Raw genomic sequence first — 21,259 nt, forward strand, 5'->3', positions numbered from 1 at the left:
CTCTTACCTCCTCCCGTCATTGGTAACAATTTCACCATCACGAACGGTGATCATACGATTCGTATAATCGGCAATTTCTGGTTCATGCGTTACTAATACAACGGTAGTACCTTCCTTATTTAGTTTCACAAATTGCTCCATGATCGAAACACTTGTCTTCGTATCAAGTGCTCCTGTCGGTTCATCTGCTAAAATAATTTGCGGCTGATTAACAATCGCTCGAGCAATTGCCACACGTTGCTTTTGTCCTCCTGATAAAGCATTAGGTAAATGTTCCATCCTGTCGCTAAGACCAACCTTTCGAAGTGCCTCTGCTGCTCGTTCAAGCCTTTCTTTTTTTCCAATCCCATTATAGATCATGGGTAGTTCTACGTTACGGAGGGCAGTTAGCCTTGGTAATAATTGAAACTGTTGAAACACAAACCCGATAGATTGATTTCGTACCCTCGCCAAAGCTGCATCTTCATAATCGGAGATATTTTCACCATTAAGAAAATATTGTCCACTTGTTTGCTTATCAAGACAGCCGATTATATTCATTAAGGTTGACTTTCCAGAGCCTGATGGCCCCATAATTGCAGTAAATTCTCCTTCCTCTATTGTTAGTCGGATCGATTTCAAAACATCGATTTGTTCCTTCCCGACCGTATACGTTTTTCTTATATCCCTTAGGTCAATCATTCGACAGTCACTTCCATCCCGTCACTTACTTTATCTGACGGGTTCAATACAATCATATCTTCAGCTTTAAGCCCTTCAACGACTTCCATTCGCTCACCAGATGTAATCCCTATTTCAATCTCTTGTTTATGGGCAATGCCATCATTTACGAGATAAACAAATGTTTTGTCATCCTCATAAATAATCGCTTCAGAGGATATTACCAACCCTTCCTTCTCTTCTGTCTCAATTTCCATAATCAATTGGAAGCCCGGTTTAAGTTCTATTCCCCCGTTGATCTGAACAATAATCGGAAACTGTACTGCTTGATTTTCCAACGGGTTTCCTAGACCTGTACTCTGCGGAACATTTGCAACATCTATGATTTCTCCCTGCCATTCTTCATTTGGGAGAACATCCGACTTTACGATCACCTTTTGTCCAGTTCTCACCTTTAACACATCATACTCTGATAAAGAACCAGTGGCGATCATATTTTGCAAGCTGCCAACTTGAACAAGCGGCTCTTGCACTTCTGTGACAAGTTCTGTCATATTCTCATTTACCGTTAGAACAATACCATCTACCAAACTACTAAGTTCAAAATCTTTTATTCTTTCTTCAAGAGCCTCTTTTTGTAAAAGAGTTTGCTTCAAATCTAAATTCGCAAGTCTTTTTTCCGTTTCAATTTGGTCGTATTCAGGAGCTAATTGCTGTTCTGCTTCCTTTTTACCGATTTGTTCGGTGAGCTCTTTTTTTCGACTATCAAGATGTTCCTTTTGTTTTTGTAATTGATTAATCCTTAAATAACCAGATTCAACGGATATTTTATTCTGTTCAATTTCAAGACTAAGTTGAGTATTGTCAAACCTAACTAGTACATCGCCTTTTTTAACCTTTTGCCCTACTTCTACGAGAATTTCTTCAACCTTTCCAAGTTCAGGGGAAGGAAATATACTCTGTTCTTCCTGAAGTTCTAAAGTCCCTGGCACCATTAATGAGGAAGAAATTTTTTCTCTTTTTACTTCCATTACCTCGACAGCAAGCGGCTTAGCAAAAGCTGTTCGATAAACACTTACTCCTACCATTAAGATAATTAAAGTGGCAACACCAATGCCAATCCAGATTTTCTTCTTCATTATAATGCAGCTATCCCTTCAAGCACTCCTCCAAGTAGAGCAAAGCCTATCGAAATAACAAAGAAAATAATGGCGATGATCGATGAAGCGGTTTTTGATAATTGACCTACTCTGTGCAGACCAATAGCTGTCAAAATTAGAGTCCAGATTGAAAATACTTCAAATGATGCAAGAACAGTGGAATCACTATTAAATAAACTTCCTAAACTTGTCACATAAATACTAGTATCTCCACCAATGCTTATTTGAATAAGGGTATTCAAAAGCATTCCTACTGCTCCAATCAACGCAATATACGTATTCATCGAGAAGAGCTGCTTAAATGTCACATTTTTCCCAGCAATTTTAACAATGATTAATTGAATTACAGCTGAGATAAGTATTCCTACTAAGGCAACTATAAATACTGATACAACCGTTATCGTTTTTGTGAAGCCGAGGATTTGTTCCGCATAAGTAAACAGCAGGGTAGAGGCAGTAGACTCCTATATCCACAAGAGAACCATTTGAAAATTCTGGCTTAAATGCATTAAGGACGTTGCCTTCTTTATAGGCGTCATAGCGGGAAGAGTATTGGCAATAGCTTGCGACATATCGCCTTACTGGTCCGATTTTATGTAAATTCTTCTTAACCTCTTGAAAATTCGGCAAGAAGGTCGTTTTTAATGCTTCCATTAATAGCACATTATGTTTTCTCGCTGTTGCGATCATCCTTTCGACTTCGCGTACGTTTGATGCCAATGGTTTTTCACAAAGAACATGTTTCTTATTTTCCATCATTACAATTGCCTGCTCTGCATGGAGGGAATTTGGACTTGCAATATAAACGGCATCTAGTTCATCGCTCTTTGCCATTTCCTCAAGATTTGTAAACGTAAGTTCCACTCCATATTTTTCAGCAAACTCCCTTGCCTTTTCTTCTGTCCTCGAATAGACTGCCACAAGCTTAAAATCTGAATGTTCACTTGCTGCACTTATAAATGAATCTGTAATCCAATTCGTTCCTATCACGCCAAAACGGATCATGACTAAGCCCTCCTCGTATTTTTTTAGCTTTAATTAATTAGATCGTTACCCATATATTGTAACGGAAAAGAGGAATATGAGAAAATAAATATATTCTAGCTATATAGGAGGAAGAAAAAATGGTTAAAAACATACAGAGCACAGTTACCCTACATAATGGTGTCGAAATGCCCTGGTTTGGCTTAGGAGTTTATAAAGTAACAGATGAATCTGAAATTGTCGATGTCGTTACTGCTGCTCTAAAACACGGTTATAGACATATCGATACCGCTTCTTTCTATCAAAATGAAGAGGGCGTCGGCAAAGGCATTCGAAAGTCAGAGGTACGACGGGAAGATATTTTTGTAACTTCAAAGGTTTGGAATGATGAACAAGGATACGATGAGACACTCGAAGCTTTTGAAAACAGTTTAAAAAGGCTTGGAACAACTTATTTAGACCTCTATCTCGTCCACTGGCCAGTAGCAAAAAAATACAAGGAAACATGGAGAGCACTTGAAAAACTTTATGCGGAAGGTCGAGTGAGAGCGATTGGAGTAAGTAATTTCCATGTTCACCATCTCCAGAATTTAATGGAAGATGCCAAGATTAAGCCAATGGTCAACCAAATCGAATATCACCCCCACTTGACCCAGGGAGATGTCCATGCATTTTGTAAAAATGAAGGAATTCAAATGGAAGCCTGGTCCCCTCTTAAGCGTGGCATTTTATTAAATGAGCATGTTCTCATCGAAATTGGGAAAAAATATGGGAAAACACCGGCACAAATTATTTTACGATGGGATCTTCAAACAGGGGTTATTACGATTCCAAAATCAGCGAACCTCGGACGGCTAGTTGAAAATGCAGATATCTTTGATTTTGAATTAACTTCAGAAGACATAAAACAAATCAGTGCTCTAAACAAAAATGAGCGGGTTGGAATGAATCCAGACGATTTGGATCACAAATAAACCTTGTAAAAAAAGGAAGAGAAAGAAATCTAGGAATGTCTGACTGACCTGTAAAAGTGCTACTATGAAAAAGATAAACGAATTAAACAATTTGCGTACTTTTTCATCCGGCCACTCATAAAAGAGGAACAGTGTTAGGCCCTATTTGTGCCTCCTCGAAATGTACTTGACAGTCATTTGTTACAGCCTCTTGTTAGAAAGTTATGGAAATAGTAAAAATACACTTTAACGTGGCAACCTGCTGAGAAGATCCATTCTAATTGATTGGTGCAAAGACGCTTAACTCCTAGAGGTTTGACGGGACAGGTGAGATCCCGCTGGCTCACCTGCTGCGCAGAAGCACGCCGCCCGCCTCGGGAATGCAAGCGCCCGGGAGTGGAGATCAATGGATTATTGTCAAAATTCTACCAAAAAAACAAAAACGCCGGAGTTAGTCGGAGACAAATTAACTTTAAGTTATACAAATTGTTAACATTTTAAATTCCCTAGACAAAACAAAAGGCACCGATAACCTCTCGATGCCTTTAACAATCTCAACCTTTAGCAGGCTCGCTAAGGTTTCACTTACTTCTTAACTGTTAATAATTTACGTCCACAAGCACAAATACTAGAATGTTTTAGCTGAACCATTTCTTGTTGACAAGTTTCACAGATTTTCTTAACCATCATGTTCAACTCCTTTGAACCAAATATTCTATATCAAATTTATTTATTTTCAAGCTCTTAATTAGAATTATATCAATCTATAAATTAAAGTCAATATTTATTTAAAATAATTATAAATAAGAGAGTAGCTTTAAATGAGCTACTCTCTTATTAAAGTTAAAAAATGAGTTAGGATTCTTGCCGTCAATCCCCAAATAACCTTGTCTTCAAAATAATAAAAATACTCTTCCATTCCCCGCGCTTGCCAATTATAATTTTCTCCACCAACAATTTTTTCATAAGGGAATGATTGATCAGGAACTGGTTTGAAGTGAATTTGATGAATATCAGGCTTTGCCTGCTGAAGAAATGATAATGGTACCGTAAATACCTCTGCAACTTCTGCTTTATTAATTGAAAACGAGGCACTATCTTTAATTAGGGCTACAAAAGGATAAATGATGCTTCCAAAAGGATTAACTAAAAAGTCTAAAGGAAAAACATGTTCAATACAATCTTTTGTAATTCCAAGCTCCTCAGTAGTTTCGCGAATCGCCGTTTCTTTCTCTGTTGCATCACTTTGGTCGACTCTTCCCCCTGGGAAGCAGATTTCCCCGGGCTGCCTCCGTAGCTCATAAGCACGCACTTCAAATAAAATATGAGGCTCGCTATTTTGCTCAATGATGGGGAGCAACACGGCATAGTTAGAATATTTTTCCCTTCCTAATATCTCAGGCTTACGATCTTGGAAAATTTCTTTAAGTTTGTATTTATCCATAAATCCCCCTTTTTAAGTTCCAATCTTATTACTATTATATCCTCAACTGCAATTGTTCTTAAAGCCTGTTTTTTCACAACATAAAAAGACTACAAGCTTATGCAGTCTTTTTCATGTGCAAAATTATGTTCAAAAGCAAACGCTCGGCATGCATAATAACGAACTTCACAAATTCAATGGACAAACTTGATTTTACCAATCAGCTCACTCTTTAAAATTAACAATGAAAATGTATTTGATATTCATTAATCAGTTATATTTTTCCCATAAAAGATTTCATCCATCTCCGTCACGAGCTTTTCAGTAATCTCCTCTTCTTCTACCGATAAATCTGCTTTAGATTGATGAAACAAATAATTTGCCAGATCAAACTCCTTTAACTTACATTTCGTATGAAAAATATTTTCTTGATACACATTAACATCAATCATATGATAAAGCTTCTTTACTTCAGCTGGAATATAATTTTGAATGGAATTAATTTCATGATCAATAAATAATTTATGGCCAGTTATATCTCTTGTAAAACCTCTTACCCGATAATCCATCGTCATCACATCTGTTTCAAAGGAATGAATTAGATAATTCAGCGCCTTCAATGGAGATATCTCACCACAGGTCGAAACATCAATATCTGCACGGAAAGTGCTAATGCCTTCATCTGGATGCGACTCAGGATACGTATGAACAGTAATATGGCTTTTATCCATTTGGGCTACTACTGAACCAGGAATCGGACCTGGAGATTCCTCAAATGCTTCAGTCTCTGCCTCATCAACAGGACCTTCTGAGACTAGAATCGTCACACTTGCTCCTTGCGGAATATAGTCCTGCTTCGCAACATTTAAAATATGGGCGCCGATAATATCTGCTACATTTGACAAAATATTCGTTAGCCGTTCAGCATTATAAACCTCATCAATATATTCTAAATAAGCATCCCTCTCCTCTCTCGTTTTCGTATAGCAAATATCATACATATTAAAGCTTAATGATTTCGTTAAATTATTAAATCCATGTAGTTGGACAATTTGTCTCGGTGTTAGGTTCATAACCAAATCCCCTTTGTGTTTGTATAAATCCCATGTTCTTATATTTTTTTGAAAACATAATATTATGCATAAAAAAACAAAGGAAACCTTTTCAATTATGATGTTCTAAACAATAATTACCTTTAATATACCGGGCATCAAATAAGATGCGATAACAGAAATGAAATGAAGCATAATAACGCTCCTAATAACAAAAAAATGGGGAAGAGAATAAAATTTTCAAACTATTAGGAGCCAAATAATAAAATCCTTTTTATGAGTTTGCTTATTTAAATTGTTGGCATAATTGAAAGAATCGCCAATGCTAAAAGCGAAGAAATAATGGGGATTCAGGAAAAAACAATGTCTTCATAATTTATTATGGCTCTTTAAAGGTGAAAGGATTCTAATCGCTTTTAACGGAGAATTTGCCCTTGTTATGCTTATCTTCATACTCATTAAGAAGGAAAACAATCCCTCGATAGGGAATTTAACTATGTAAAACGAGAAACAGGGGGCTAAATATTTTGAAATACGATGTGATTGTGATTGGAGCTGGACTGGCCGGTTTAGTCGCCACTGCTGAGCTAGCTGAAGCAGGAAAAAGGGTACTACTCCTTGACCAAGAGCCAGAAAGTTCGATGGGCGGACAAGCTTGGTGGTCATTTGGCGGACTTTTTCTAGTTGATTCACCAGAGCAAAGAAGAATGGGAATTAAAGATTCTAAAGAATTGGCATGGCAGGATTGGTTAGGCACTGCTCGTTATGATCGGGAACACGATGAAGACTATTGGGGGAAAAAATGGGCGGAAGCCTATATAGATTTCGCTGCAGGCGAAAAAAGAGAATGGCTCCATCAAATGGGAATTCGTTTTTTCCCGGTTGTTGGTTGGGCGGAGCGTGGCGGATATTTAGCTGAAGGGCACGGTAACTCAGTTCCACGTTTTCATATTGTATGGGGCACAGGTCCAGGCATCGTAAAGCCTTTTGAAAAGAAAGTGAGAGAAGCCATACTTGCTCAACTTGTTGACTACAGACCTCGCCATAGGGTCAATGAACTTATTAACAACAATGGTACAGTTGTTGGGGCAAGAGGGGATATTTTAGTTTCTAGCAGTGCCGCACGTGGAGAAGAAAGCTCCCGGGAGAAAATTGGAGAATTCGAATTTCATGCTGAAGCTCTTTTAATCGCAAGTGGAGGGATCGGAGGAAATTTCGAGCTGATTCGCAAAAATTGGCCTACTCGCCTAGGCGAACCTCCCAAAAAGATGATTTCAGGAGTACCTGCACATGTTGATGGAAGAATGCTTGCCATTACAGAACAAGCTGGGGGAAGAATCGTCAATCGAGATCGAATGTGGCACTATACAGAAGGGATTAAAAATTGGAATCCAATCTGGCCCAACCACGGGATTCGCATCCTTCCTGGGCCTTCTTCCATTTGGTTGGATGCTAAGGGAAATCGCTTCCCCACTCCTATCTTTCCTGGTTTTGATACGCTAGGTACACTCGAGGCCATACAAAAATCAGGCTACGATTATTCCTGGTTTATCCTTACTGAAAAAATTATTGAGAAGGAGTTCGCGCTTTCCGGTTCAGAGCAAAATCCCGATCTAACTGAAAAAAGCATTAAACAAGTATTATCACGAATTCTCCCCGGTCCAACTGCACCAGTTAAAGCGTTTATGGAGAAAGGTGAGGATTTCGTCATCGCCAAAACACTCCCAGAATTAGTTGCTGGTATGAACAGACTAAGTGGAGAAAATCTGCTTCATGTCACTCATATTGAAAAACAACTGAGTGCAAGAGATCGGGAGATCGATAATAAATTCACAAAAGACTTACAAATTACTGCCATTCACGGTGCACGAAATTATATCGGAGATAAGCTAGTCCGAGTCGCAAAACCCCATAAAATTTTAGACTCAAAAAATGGACCGTTAATAGCAGTGCGCTTAAATATTGTTAGTCGCAAAACACTCGGTGGTCTTCAAACTGATCTTGCTGGACGTGTTTTAGGTAAAGATGGAACCCCAATCCAAGGACTCTATGCAGCTGGTGAGGTAGCCGGTTTTGGTGGTGGCGGCATACACGGCTATCGATCGCTTGAAGGAACCTTTGTTGGTGCCTGCCTTTTTACTGGAAGGCAAGCTGGACGTGCTCTAGTAAAAGTACTAAAGTCATAATGTAGCTGAAGGAACAGCTCGTCTCATAATCAGCGAGGCTATGTTTAAGTATGCCTACTTTATTTCGGTAAGCGGCAATCTTTTTTGTATCATAGAATGAAGTTTGCTTATTGTTAATATGGAATGCATTAGGTGGAAAAGGGTACTTTTAAGAGCACCCTTTTTCTTATACGGTTATCGTTGCTGGCGGATCTTTTTTAACAAAAAATAATTGAACTGCTGCCGCTGTAGCCACTATAGCAAGAGCAATTAGATCTGATTGCAGCCCTGAATCAATCAAGAGCAATGCTGCCCCCGCTAATAACATTCTCGCAATTGCGTTTGCTCTCCGGCCGACAAACCATCCTTGAATGCTGGCAGCGAGAAGATAAATCCCAATGGCTGCAGTAATACTTGCAACGGCAATACTTCCGACACTACCTACCATTAATATCTCAGGACTATAAACAAACATAAATGGAACGATGAAGGCGGCAATTCCTAATCTGAATGCTTCAACCCCTGTCTTCATTGGATCACTCCCAGCAATTCCGGCAGCAGCATATGCGGCCAACGCAACAGGAGGCGTGATAGCAGACATAACAGCAAAATAGAAAACAAACATATGGGCAAAGATGGGTTCAATTCCAAGGTTCATCAAACCAGGCGCAACAACAGAAGCTGCAACAGCATAGGCTGCAGTCGTAGGCATCCCCATTCCTAAAATAATCGAAATTAGCATTGCAAACACCAGTGCTAGTAATTCACTGCTGCCAGCAATTGAAAAAAGCATTGAACTAAAACGTAAACCCAATCCAGTTAAAGCAAGCACACCAACGATAATTCCAGCACAAGCACAAACGGCTAAAAGTTGAATAGTATTTTTCATACCTAACTCAAGGGCCCCGATTACCTTCATTAATCCCATTCTTGTTTCCTTGCTAAAAAAGCTTACGACAAAACAAGCAATTATACTGTACGTCCCAGACATAATCACTGAATAGCCATTAAGCAAAAGCCCAATTAAAACAAGTATGGGGATAAATAAGTATGCTTTTTTTGCGATATCTTTAAACTTTGGCAAATCTTTTCTAGGAATTCCCTTCATTCCTCTTTTAACTGCTTCAAAATCTACCATTAAGAACACTGATAAAAAATAGAGCAATGCCGGAATCGTTGCTGCAATGACAATTTCGCTATAGCGGATTCCAGTGATTTCTGCCATTAAAAACGCACCCGCACCCATGATTGGGATCATAATTTGTCCACCAGCCGATGCTGTTGCTTCAGTAGCAGCTGCAAACCTTGATTTATAACCAACTCGCTTCATCAGTGGAATCGTTAAAGAACCTGTTGCCACTGCATTTCCTGCTGAAGTTCCATTCATCATTCCCATTAAACCGCTTGAAATAACAGCGACTTTCGCAGGACCTCCACGTAAACCGCCTGCAAGAGAAAAAGAAAAGTCAATAAAGAAACGACCCACACCGGATTTTTCAAGAAAAGCTCCAAAAATGATAAATAATAAAATATATTTAGATGACACATCAAGCGTTACACCAAACACGCCATCCAGACCGTAAATATAAGTGGTAAACCGCTCAAGACTATATCCGCTATGGTGTAGAATACTTGGAAGATATGGTCCAATAAAAGCATATAAAATAAAAATTCCAGCTAATATTGGCAAAGTCCAGCCACTTGTTCGCCTTGTTAACTCTAAAACGAGTAAAATCCCGACAAGTGAAACAACAAAATCCATTGTTGTTGGCATTACCCCAAAACGAAAGAGAATTTGTTGCAAATTTAAATAAATATAGATAAACACACCGATACTGGCAGCAACTAAGAGCCAATCAAGCATATGCACTTTTCCTTGTGCCTTTTTCCAACCTGGAAAAAGCAAAAACCCTAAGATGCAGCCAAATAATAAATGAGCTGCACGAAAAATCCATGGATCGACAGGGTGTAAATTCAAAACCCAAAGATGATATAAGGCACCAATTACAGCGATAATCGTAAAAATGAAGCCAAGTTTGCTTCCAAATACTCTGCCAGGGGCTGAACTTTCCAGCATTTCTTCTTGATGCTCTGCTTCCCCAAGCATTGCCATGACAGACTTATCTTTCGTTTGTCTCATTTCTTCTCTCTCCAACTTTTGCACCTCCATAGATGAGAATGCCTATCCCCACAGAAGGATAGGCATCCTACCACCATTATTTTTCCCACTCAGGCGGATAAACAGATTCCGGTAACTCTATACCAATCTCTTCATAATATTTAATCGCCCCTGGATGTAAGGGAACATCCTTATTGATCGTAATATCTTCCGGGTCCACTTCTTCCATCGAAGCATGCGTTTGAACCAATAAATCTTTATTTTCGTGGTAGGCCTTTACTAACTCATACACAAAATCAATATTCGCATCTTTACGCACGACACCAAAATTAAACATCCCTACCGTTTCAATATCCTCTTCTAAGGAATCATAAGTATCAGCTGGGACGGTAAATGGGAAGAAATAAGGAAATTCCTCAATCACCTTCTCTCTCTTATCACCATCAATTCCAAAGAAAACAATCTCCCTCTGCACTTCAACCTCTTGAACAGCGGGGATTGGAATTCCAGCAGCGTAACCGATAATGTCAAGCTGCCCATCCATTTGTTGCGATCCCATATCACTTGCACCAGCAAATATATTTTCAGTATCTAATCCTAAAACATCATGAATTAATGGAACATACGTTGCCGATGTACCTCCTGAAGGACCAACACCTACACGCTTCCCTTTAATATCGTCCAAGCTATTAACTCCTGCACTTTTTAAAGCCCACCAGTGGATCGGTGTTGTATACATCGGAAAAACAATTCTTACATCCTCCAGTTTATTCCCTTCTGTCCAATCACCAGTCCCAGTATACCCTTCATAAGCTGGCCCAAGCGTTACAAGTCCAATATCTTGATCACCTGCTTGTAGTAACTGCATGTTATGTACAGGTCCTCCAGTAACTTCAACATTTGCGCTTACACTAAGTTCTTGTTCCAATAATGTAGCTAAACCCGCGCCTACAATATTATAAGCTCCTCCTTGTGAAGCAGTTCCTATTTTCACAGTCGTTGGATAATCTTGATAATGAATCTCTCCTCCGTCTGTCTCCGTACTCGAAGATGAACTCCCTCCATTGCTGCATGCTGCTGTCATAATAAAACTCATTCCTACAGCAATTGTTAACGCTTTCTTTTTCCAGTTCAATTGTTATTCCCCCTTGATTTGTTGTTGAACCTCATCCACTTTATGCTTTGGAAGATTCTTTATATAGTCAGCTCCAAACCTTGCCTCAAATTGTTGGTAAATAGGCTTGAAGACATTCCCCCAGCTATGTTTTTCTTCACTTGTTAAATGGTAAATCTCAATGCAATCACAATTTTTTAACTCTCTCAGCGCTTCCTCATTTAAGTCCTTCGCTATTTTGTATTGCCATTCTGATACTTCCTTCATTGCCTCATGCAATATTATTTTTATATCTTTAGGGAGACTTTCCCAAAATTCTTGGTTCATCAGGATGACATAACCAAGATAACCGTGATTACTGATGGTCAAATAGCTTTGTAAAAAATGCAAATTTTTACTAACAATGTTTGAAAAAGTATTTTCCTGTGCATTCATTTCTCCTCTTTCAAGCATTTGATAGACTTCATTAAAAGAATTTGCCTGCGTCATGGCATTCAACTCTTTAAATTGTTTAGAAATAACTGAACTTGGCATAATGCGAAATTTCAACCCTAAAAAATCCTTAGGTTCATGTAATGGTCGAATGCTATTTGTCATTTGTTTAAAGCCATTATCCCAAATTCCTACCGGATGAAACCCCTTCATTTCTAGCTTTCGAAATAAAATTTCACCCATGTGACCGCTTAAAAAGTCCCTCACTTCTTCATTTTTTTCAAAAGCAAAGGGTAGATCGAAAACCTCCCACTCTGGAGCCACATTCGAAAGCTTCGACATCGCAGGAGCAATCATCTGAATGTCTCCCCTCAATAAAGCTTTCATTTCTTCACCATCTCGATAAAGATAGCCATTTGGAAACACTTGAATCTCAACTTGACCATTTGTTCTTTCTTTGACGAGCTCTGCCAATCGCCTTGCAGCCAAACCTTTCGGCGTATTCTCACCGACAATATGAGAGAAAGCAATCACAATTCTTTCTTCCTTGCTAAGCTGTTCATGATCAACTGGATAATCAGTTGTTTGGCAAGCAGCAAGGATAATGAGAACAAAGGCTAAAAGAAAGTTAAAAATATGAGGATGCAATCTTCATATCCTCCTAGTTCTTGTAATAATGAAGCTTAATGATCCTTTCCGCAAAAATTAATCATTTTTCTGATTATTTAGATTATAAAAAAATCTGAATACCTCGACAATAAAAGACCATAAAGGTATTTATGGTCTTTTTGGTCTTTCATATTAATATTGATTTGTTATTGCTTTGAAGAAATTTAATTGGCTATTATCACTTAGCTTAAACAATAGTAATAATGGCTTGGTCTCCCGACACTTCCATATTGGATTTCAAACTGAACCTTTCCCCTCTGAACAAGGTAATCTAAATATCTTCTAACTGTCACCCTTGCCATTCCTAAAACGGAAGCAAGTCTATCTGCAGTAACTGGTTCGTTTTGCTCAATTAATGTCCGCAGTATTTGTCTCATCGTCTTTTCGCTCAATCCCTTCGGAAGATACTCCTGCTCTAATTTCATTTTTTTCATTTCATCGATATCTTCCTGTCTGAGATCGGAGTCATCGCGAAGTTTTTTCCACATTTTCTCGTACGAATCCATCGCTGCCCTAAAGCGATCGAAGCGAAAAGGTTTCACGATATAATCAACAGCTCCCATGCGAAAAACCTCGTGAATCGTTTTTGAGTCTCTTGCGGCTGTTATCATAATGACATCAGTCGGAAGCTCCATCTCACGAATACTTTTTAATACCTCGCTTCCAGACTTATCTGGGAGAAACATATCCAATAAAACAAGGTCCGGTTTTTTCATTGAAATAAGATTTAACCCTTCATTTCCCGATCTTGCACTGCCATCTAATAGAAAAAAAGGTACTTTCTCTAAAAAGCCTGCATTAACCTCTAAAACCATCGGATCATCCTCAATGATAACAACTTTTATCATCCAGTTCTCCCCCTCTCAACAATAATGGTTATATTCGTGCCCACGCCAACTGTTGATGTAACATTAATTTGCCCGTCATGATTCTCGACAATATTTTTCACGAGAGCAAGTCCAATCCCACGTTCTTCTCTCTTTTTTGTACTATAGCCATACGTGAATATATCGCTTAATCGGTCAGCTGCAATCCCTGCTCCGTTATCCTTAACAGAAATTAATAGTTTCGTTTCATCCCCCTGAATCAAGCATTCTACTTGAGGTTTTTTCATTTTGTCGCTAAAGGACTCAAATGAATTTTCGATTAAATTGCCAACAATCGTTACAAGCTCCCCAGAGCTAAACCCATCGACAAGTTCATAAAGATAGCTAGCATGGTCAATCTTAAAGTCAATATTCAATTCACGAGCACGTGATTTCTTCCCAATTAACAGACCAGAAACAGGATGGTTATTAATTGCTTCCTTTAAAAACTGCAATATATTTTCCTCAATTGTTGTTTCTTCAATAATAAATTCCAACGCGTCCTCCGTTCTATTTAATTGAATTAGTCCTGCAATGCTATGAAGCTTATTCATATATTCATGGTTTTGCGCTCGTAAAGCATCAACAAGCGTTTTGGCACCTGTAAGCTCCTCTGCTAATCGGTTTGCTTCTGTTCGATCAGTCATCGTAATAAGCGATCCGGCAAATTTACCTTTAACGATAATATTGAAAAGCGAAATCAAATATGTTCTATTATTCAATACGATATTTCTATTCATATTTTGCTGATTTTGATCCTTCAATAACGTGACCATGGTCTTCCACGTAGTCGGAAATATGTCTGATAAGTGCATCCATCGCCTCTTGTCTTCTATCACCAATTCGGTATATTGCTTCGCCAACCTATTCATAAAGGTGATTTTTCCATTTTCATCAACCGTAATAATTCCCATATCCATTGCCTGCATAACAGCAGAGCGCTCCTCTACCATTCTCGCAATTTCATAAGGCTCCATATTTAATGTCTGTTTTTTTATGTGATTAGCCAAGATGAGCGAGCCTCCAAGTCCAACCGAGAGCCCCCACAAAAGTGAAAGTAAAATATTATTGCGATATTCTCCTAACAAAGATTGAAAGGTTGGCAATAGAATTCCTACAACAGCCACCCCTACTTGTTTCACACCTTCTTCATCCATAATTGGAACAAAGGCACGAACCGAATAACCAAGGGTCCCTAACGCCTTTGAAATATATTCATGTTCTGCTAAGGAAGCATTTTCATCACCCCCTACAAACGGCTTCCCAATCTGTTCCTCAGAAGGATGAGAATAGCGGATTCGATTCATATCAAACACTACAATGTAATTTACCTTCGTAGAAACCCTTGTTCTTTCTACAATTGGTTGAATGACCTTCTCCCCGTTGCTTTTTCCGACATTATTTTTGATCTCTGGCATTTGCGCAACTGTTCTCGCAATCGCCATTGTACGTTCACCAAGTTCTTTCTCGAGTACTTCCGAATATCGGTACACCATAATCCAACCGCTCGTAACAATGGACACGGAGACAACGATAAAGGACATTAACAGCATCTTCGTCCGTAAACCAATGTTCAAGACATCACTTCCTCTTAATATGAAAAAAATGGTAGTCATTTAGATTATACATAAATAAATTGTAAGTGTTTTCATATTTTTAAAAAATAGGGCATTCAGAGGAGGGGGAATAAAAGAAAAAGCTATCTCCTCCTCCTTTTACATGGGATCAGAAGCTAGCTCTTATCTTTATAGCAATTTTGAACTCTAGTTAACCCAAGAATCTTTTACTTTTTTACACAAAGAGCCATCCATTCATCAATTTGGTGAGATTGAATTTTGCCAGAACTAATTTGAATTAAGAAATATTCTTTAAACTCTTCCGGTGCATTCAATAATAATTGTTCAACTTCGTCCCGCTGCTGCTGATTTTCGGTAGTACGTGCGACCCAATCGGAAAATAAAAATTTTTTCTTTTTCTGCTCGGATCTAACTTCATCAAGGCCATAAGCCTGAAAAAGTGTTCTCCACTCTGAAATAGAAAGGCATCGGACATGGCTCGTATCCCTCAATTTTTCCACTTGATTCATAAATGCGCCTTTTTCAGAATCAGCCGGAGCAATATTATCAATTAATAAAAATTTCCCTCCCGGCTTAAGTACCCTGTTTGCTTCACTAATAAAATCATGCGGATTAGGAAAATGATGGGGAGCAATTCTACAAGTCACAGCATCAAATGTATTATCTAAAAAAGGCATTGATTCTGCATCTGCGACAATATAGTGGATATTTTTAAATTGTGCTTTTAAATGCGCTGCCGTGTTGCTCAACATTTCCTTTGTCAAATCGGTCGCAAAAACAGTAGAGACTTTCGCAGCCAATGTCCTCGCCACATGTCCTCCACCTGTAGCAACGTCCAGAACAACCGAATCATCTTTAAGATTCAACCATTCCAATATTAACGGAAGGTCATCTCCTTTTGAATGAGTAGTACTCGTCACATATTTCTCAGCGTTTTTTCCAAAAATACTTTTCACCAACTCTTTAGCTTCATAATCTTTCAGTGTCACCAGTCCCTTCTGTCCATTAAATTGCTCACGCATAGTCTAACACTTCGAGACTGATTTGCAGGATTCCTGCTTGGCGAAAAAGATGTTTAGCTATAACCTTCTTACACAACAGCAAAAAGGCCAGCAGCGTGCTGACCTTTTTAAGCATACATCTTATCTTCCTGCTCCTTTTTAAAGAAGCTTCGCATGGCGTGGAATACATCGGCTTTTTGCTTGAGGATATAATAACGGAAGTCTTCATTTTTGATGTTTTTGTACGCAGACATGAGGGTTGAATGGCGGTTGTATTGATTTACTTCTCCATACCCAAACATATTGGATACCTTCATGATTTGTTCAACAAGCTTGACACATCTGGCATTATCAGAAGTTAGATTATCTCCATCTGAAAAATGGAATGGATAAATATTATATCTAGTTGGATTGTATTTCGACTCAATTAGCTCCAATGCTTTTCGGTAAGCAGATGAACAAATTGTTCCTCCACTTTCTCCTTTAGAAAAAAAATCTTCCTCGCTGACAACCTTCGCTTCAGTGTGATGAGCAATAAACTCAATTTCCACTGTTTCGTACTTCGTTCGTAAAAATCGGGTCATCCAGAAAAAAAAGCTGCGTGCCATATACTTTTCCCATATCCCCATCGAACCACTAGTGTCCATCATGGCAAGGACCACCGCTTTTGATTCGGGCTTTACGACCTCATTCCAAGTTTTAAATTTTAAATCCTCACGATAAATCGGATGAAAGCTCGCCTTTCCAGTCATCGCATTACGTTTGAATGCAGCCATCATCGTTCTTTTCTTATCGATATTTCCCATTAACCCTGTTTTGCGAATATCATTAAATTCAATGTGCTCTACCACAATATTATCCTGCTCTTTCGCTTTCAAATTAGGAAGTTCGAGCTCTTTGAATAAAGCTTCTTCAATGTCCATTAACGAAACTTCTGCTTCAAAGTAATCTTCACCTGCTTGATCTCCTGCACCTTGGCCTTTCCCAGGTCCTTTTTGGCCACTTGAACCGTCTCTTGCAACCACGTCACCTACTTGGCTGTCCCCATCACCTTGACCAACATGCTTGTTCTTATCATAGTTGTAGCGAATTTTATATTCATCCAATGAGCGAATCGGTATTTTCACCACTTCCCGCCCATTTGACATCACGATATTTTCTTCAGTTATCAGGTCTGGTAAATTATTGCGAATCGCTTCTTGGACTTTTTCCTGATGACGTGTTTGATCATCGTGGCCTTTGCGGTGGAGGGACCAATCTTCCTTCGAAATCACAAATTGATGATTATTAGCATCAGTCATTCTAACCCCTCCTTATTTTTGTGCTTATAAATTCACCTAAAATATTCGATTGGCAATTTTTCAAAGAGAATAGGGAAATAAATTCACACTTTTCCACTTCCATGCATACAATATCTCGGGTCTTTCATGCTAAATGGAAAATGGTGATTACTCTATCCTATGCAGTAATCATAAATAATTTACAAATTATTTCGACAAATAATCAATTCGCCTATAAAATTGGACAACTTTCTTTACAGCTTTAGTAAGCTAAGAAAAGCAGATTTCAAAAAAGCTGCACACATCATCCCTAAAATTTACTTACTTATACAAAAAATGCTAACATGGCTGTGCATCGCCTATTCGGACTTCATTCACTTGCTCTTTACCCCTTCCGTCGAATAAAATACCTATTCGGACTTCACCCACTCCATTTTACTCCTTGCGATCGAATGCCTCACTTTTACGGACTCCACTCGCTTCCTTTAAATGCGTTATAGTCAAACACACCGCTGCTGTTTTAGCCTTGTAAATAAAGTAGAAATAGGCCGGCATGAGTTCGGTTGAATACCGCATCATACCAGCCAATTAGTCGCTTAATATTAAATTCAAACGAGCTTTAACGATTTAGTAGGCTTCCAACATAGCGTAAAAGCTCATTGGCGGAAGTGGAGTTGTAGCCGTGCTCATCAATTAAGCGCGCTACTACTTCATTAACCTTTTTCAATTGCTGTTCATCTGGAGTTTTGGTTGAAGTGGTAATTTTCACAACATCCTTTAAGTCTGCAAATAGTTTTTTCTGAATGGCCTCACGCAGTCGATCGTGAGAGTTATAGTCAAATCTCTTGCCTTTGCGGGCATATGCGGAAATTCGGATTAGGATTTCTTCACGAAAAGCTTTTTTGGCATTTTCTGAAATTCCAATTTGTTCTTCAATCGAACGCATAAGCTTTTCATCTGGATTAATTTCTTCTCCAGTTAATGGATCGCGAAGCTTAATTTTATTACAATATGCTTCAACATTATCTAAATAATTGTCCATTAATGTTTTCGCCGATTCTTCATACGAATAAACAAATGCTTTTTGTACTTCTTTTTTGGCAATATCATCATATTCTTTCCGGGCAACAGAAATAAAGTTTAAATAGCGTTCTTTTAATTCATCGGTTATCGAAGGGTGCTGATCAAGCCCCTCTTTTAATGACCGTAAAACATCCAAAGCGTTAATGGATGTCATTTCTTTACGAATTATCGTTGATGAAATGCGGTTAATGACATAGCGAGGGTCGATGCCACTCATGCCTTCATCATTATATTCTTTTTTAAGCTCCTCTACGTCAGCGGAATTGAAGCCTTCGACATTTTGGCCATCGTAGAGTCTCATTTTCTTAACGAGGTCGATATCACCTTTCTTCGGTTCCTTTAGACGCGTTAATATCGTGAACATCGCTGCAACCTTTAACGTATGTGGGGCAATATGCACATTCGAAACATCGCTTTCTCGAATCATTTTTTCATAAATTTTTTCTTCCTGACTAACCTTTAAGTTATAAGGAACGGGCATCACAATAATCCTTGAATGCAATGCTTCGTTTTTCTTATTCGAAATAAACGAACGATACTCTGTTTCATTTGTGTGGGCAACGATAAGTTCATCCGCTGAAATTAATGCAAATCGGCCAGCTTTAAAATTCCCTTCTTGCGTTAATGAAAGCAAGTGCCATAAAAATTTCTCATCACATTTAAGCATTTCTTGAAATTCCATCATCCCGCGATTTGCTTTGTTGAGCTCCCCATCAAAGCGATAGGCTCTTGGGTCTGATTCGGAACCATATTCAGCAATCGTAGAAAAATCAATGCTCCCCGTTAAATCAGCAATGTCCTGTGATTTCGGATCAGAAGGACTGAATGTTCCAATCCCGACTCGTTTGTCCTCGGAAAAGAAGATTCTTTCCACAATTACATCTTCAATCCGCCCGCCATATTCTTTATCTAAGCGCATCGTATTAAGGGGAGAAAGATTTCCCTCGACTCGAATTCCATACTCATCAAAGAAGTCCTGACGAAGATGATGTGGAATTAAATGCAATGGATCTTCATGCATCGGGCATCCTTTAATGGCATAAATAGCTCCTCGATCTGTTCGAGAATACGCCTCCAAGCCTCTCTTCAACATTGCTACTAGCGTCGACTTCCCTCCGCTAACCGGTCCCATTAATAAAAGGATTCTCTTTCGGACATCAAGTCGCTTTGCAGCTGGATGAAAATATTCTTCCACCAGTTTTTCCAATGCTTCTTCCAAGCCAAACAGCTGATTACTAAAAAATTGATATTGATTCTTCCCATCAACTTTTTCTACTCCTGCATCTTTTATCATATTGTAAACGCGTGAATGTGCTGATTGGGCTACCCATGGCTTTTCTTTAATAATCTCTAGGTACTCTGCAAAAGTCCCTTCCCATTTCAACTTTTCTTCTTCATGTCTTTGCATCTCAATTTTTTTTAAAATATCCATAAGGACCCTCCCCTGTAGCTTGATCAGAGACGATTAATATAATCTATGCGAGCTACTGAGCGAACATGCGAAAACAAGAAGGAGTTTTATGAACACTGGAATGGAAAATCCTTCGCAGTACAGAAATAATCGGCTGTCAAAAAAAATCCATACTTAACATTCACACTTTTAAACGGATAGGCTATAATAAGTTTATATGTTATTTTTGCTATCGTTTTTTTTGGCTAGACTTTGTTACACTATGGTTGAAAAAAGATTTTTTACTCATTTTGTTATCCGACAAGATTTCACACGTAATGAGTAAAAAATCAGCACCGCCAGCTAACAAAACCTATGAATAAAATCTATTTTTAAGGGGGCATACATACGTGAAACTAATTCTAATTCTTGGGGTTATGGTTGCATTCCTATCAGCTATCTTCACAGCTGGCTACAACGATAAGCCAGGTGCGAATAAATAATTTTTGCTGTATATAAAAGCTGCTGAGTAAGCTCAGCAGCTTTTTATTATCTTAATTTCAATTTCTGCCCTTCAACAAAATCCTTCATATACATACGTGATTGTTTTTCAAGCATTGTTCCCATTTGCTCTGTCCAAGTGTCACTTCTTTTTCCATCTGTTCTTTCTAGATAATATTTTTTAATGATTTCATTATATTCCTTCAACTCATCAATTAAGGTTTGGGTATCCACTTCATATGTATCTTCGTGGTATAAATGCTTAAAAGGCAATCTTGGCTTTTGAGCAGACAGATTCTCTGGATACCCTACAGCCAATCCAAATAAAGGAATTACTCTTTGCGGTGTTTTTAGTAATTTCACAACCTCTTCAAGATGATTGCGAATCCCACCAATATAGCAAATTCCTAATCCCATCGATTCAGCGGCAACCGCAGCATTTTGGGCAGCCAAGGCGGCATCAATGAGAGCAACCATAAATTTCTCCGTACTTTCAAGCGAAGGTTCAACATCTTTCCCTTCTAATTCGCCAATGAGTGTATGACGATATAAATCAGCACAGAAGACAAAGAAATGACCATTCTTTTCTACATAGGATTGCTGTCCAGCGAGCTCTGCTAATTTCTTTTTCTTCTCCTTATCTGTCACACCGATAATCGAATAAGCTTGAATAAAGCTTGACGTCGAAGCAGCCTGAGCACTTGCGACAATAGCTTCAATTTGCTCTTTTGACAACGGTTTATCCTCAAATTTACGGATTGAGCGATGATTTAAAATCGTTTCAATTACCTTGTTCATTTCAATTTCCCTCTCTTTCAGCTTAACTTAAT

The 21,259-nt window shown here is 38.5% G+C and carries 16 protein-coding genes and 1 pseudogene; 2 read left to right on the forward strand and 15 right to left on the reverse strand.

The genetic code is table 11. The annotated features are described in order from the left end of the window. Window positions 1-3 precede the first annotated feature (3 nt). From PZE06_RS18980 to PZE06_RS18995, 4 genes and pseudogenes are all read right to left on the reverse strand, one after another. Window positions 4-681: an ABC transporter ATP-binding protein gene (locus PZE06_RS18980; RefSeq protein WP_275791892.1), complete on the reverse strand. Its 678-nt coding sequence runs from the start codon at window positions 679-681 to the stop codon at window positions 4-6. Then, window positions 678-1,799: an efflux RND transporter periplasmic adaptor subunit gene (locus PZE06_RS18985; RefSeq protein ID WP_275791893.1), complete on the reverse strand. Its 1,122-nt coding sequence runs from the start codon at window positions 1,797-1,799 to the stop codon at window positions 678-680. The genes PZE06_RS18980 and PZE06_RS18985 overlap by 4 nt, the downstream gene beginning before the upstream one ends. Then, complete coding sequence (gene yknW, locus PZE06_RS18990) at window positions 1,799-2,266, reverse strand: YknW family membrane protein (protein ID WP_306421275.1); 468 nt, start codon at window positions 2,264-2,266, stop codon at window positions 1,799-1,801. The genes PZE06_RS18985 and yknW overlap by 1 nt, the downstream gene beginning before the upstream one ends. Further along, window positions 2,232-2,825, reverse strand: a pseudogene (locus PZE06_RS18995) (Gfo/Idh/MocA family protein); the annotation flags it as partial. The gene yknW and the pseudogene PZE06_RS18995, both read right to left, overlap by 35 nt. A gap of 119 nt (window positions 2,826-2,944) precedes the next feature. On the opposite strand from PZE06_RS18995, the gene PZE06_RS19000 reads away from it, so the two are divergent. Continuing rightward, window positions 2,945-3,778 (forward strand): aldo/keto reductase, encoded by an 834-nt coding sequence (locus PZE06_RS19000; RefSeq protein ID WP_275791894.1) that lies wholly within the window; start codon window positions 2,945-2,947, stop codon window positions 3,776-3,778. An 805-nt stretch (window positions 3,779-4,583) separates the two neighbouring features. Here the strand turns inward: PZE06_RS19000 and PZE06_RS19005 are convergent. Together PZE06_RS19005 and speD are read right to left on the reverse strand one after the other, a co-directional pair. Further along, a complete protein-coding gene (locus tag PZE06_RS19005) occupies window positions 4,584-5,201 on the reverse strand; it encodes an NUDIX hydrolase (protein WP_275791895.1) in 618 nt (205 codons plus the stop codon). A 245-nt stretch (window positions 5,202-5,446) separates the two neighbouring features. Continuing rightward, window positions 5,447-6,253 carry an adenosylmethionine decarboxylase gene (gene speD / locus PZE06_RS19010; RefSeq protein ID WP_275791896.1) on the reverse strand — a complete coding sequence of 269 codons (807 nt, stop codon included), beginning with the start codon at window positions 6,251-6,253 and terminating at the stop codon, window positions 5,447-5,449. Between the two features lie 506 nt (window positions 6,254-6,759). On the opposite strand from speD, the gene PZE06_RS19015 reads away from it, so the two are divergent. Further along, window positions 6,760-8,418, forward strand: coding sequence for an FAD-binding dehydrogenase (locus PZE06_RS19015; protein ID WP_275791897.1), 1,659 nt, complete (start codon window positions 6,760-6,762; stop codon window positions 8,416-8,418). A 166-nt stretch (window positions 8,419-8,584) separates the two neighbouring features. Here the strand turns inward: PZE06_RS19015 and PZE06_RS19020 are convergent, their stop codons facing one another. The 9 genes from PZE06_RS19020 to nfsA all read right to left on the reverse strand — a co-directional run bounded on the left by PZE06_RS19020 (window position 8,585) and on the right by nfsA (window position 21,227). Continuing rightward, window positions 8,585-10,561: a TRAP transporter permease gene (locus PZE06_RS19020; protein WP_483314079.1), complete on the reverse strand. Its 1,977-nt coding sequence runs from the start codon at window positions 10,559-10,561 to the stop codon at window positions 8,585-8,587. Between the two features lie 52 nt (window positions 10,562-10,613). Next, entirely contained in the window at window positions 10,614-11,651 is a 1,038-nt protein-coding gene (locus PZE06_RS19025) for a TAXI family TRAP transporter solute-binding subunit (protein WP_275791899.1), read from the reverse strand. A gap of 3 nt (window positions 11,652-11,654) precedes the next feature. Next, window positions 11,655-12,710: a DctP family TRAP transporter solute-binding subunit gene (locus PZE06_RS19030; RefSeq protein ID WP_275791900.1), complete on the reverse strand. Its 1,056-nt coding sequence runs from the start codon at window positions 12,708-12,710 to the stop codon at window positions 11,655-11,657. A 203-nt stretch (window positions 12,711-12,913) separates the two neighbouring features. Then, on the reverse strand, window positions 12,914-13,579 hold the full coding sequence (locus tag PZE06_RS19035) for a response regulator (protein WP_275791901.1): 666 nt from the start codon (window positions 13,577-13,579) through the stop codon (window positions 12,914-12,916). After that, window positions 13,576-15,174 (reverse strand): ATP-binding protein, encoded by a 1,599-nt coding sequence (locus PZE06_RS19040; protein WP_275791902.1) that lies wholly within the window; start codon window positions 15,172-15,174, stop codon window positions 13,576-13,578. Before PZE06_RS19040 ends, PZE06_RS19035 begins: the two co-directional genes overlap by 4 nt. A gap of 206 nt (window positions 15,175-15,380) precedes the next feature. Continuing rightward, window positions 15,381-16,196, reverse strand: a complete 816-nt coding sequence (locus PZE06_RS19045; RefSeq protein ID WP_275791903.1) for a class I SAM-dependent methyltransferase — start codon at window positions 16,194-16,196, stop codon at window positions 15,381-15,383. 107 nt (window positions 16,197-16,303) lie between these two features. Then, on the reverse strand, window positions 16,304-17,476 hold the full coding sequence (gene yhbH / locus PZE06_RS19050; protein ID WP_275791904.1) for a sporulation protein YhbH: 1,173 nt from the start codon (window positions 17,474-17,476) through the stop codon (window positions 16,304-16,306). Between the two features lie 598 nt (window positions 17,477-18,074). Further along, window positions 18,075-19,970: a PrkA family serine protein kinase gene (locus PZE06_RS19055; RefSeq protein ID WP_275791905.1), complete on the reverse strand. Its 1,896-nt coding sequence runs from the start codon at window positions 19,968-19,970 to the stop codon at window positions 18,075-18,077. Between the two features lie 507 nt (window positions 19,971-20,477). Continuing rightward, window positions 20,478-21,227: an oxygen-insensitive NADPH nitroreductase gene (nfsA, locus tag PZE06_RS19060; RefSeq protein WP_275791906.1), complete on the reverse strand. Its 750-nt coding sequence runs from the start codon at window positions 21,225-21,227 to the stop codon at window positions 20,478-20,480. Window positions 21,228-21,259: the final 32 nt, after the last annotated feature.

The organism is Robertmurraya sp. DFI.2.37, assembly GCF_029211245.1.
In the GTDB taxonomy this organism is placed as follows: domain Bacteria; phylum Bacillota; class Bacilli; order Bacillales; family Cytobacillaceae; genus Robertmurraya; species Robertmurraya methanolica_A.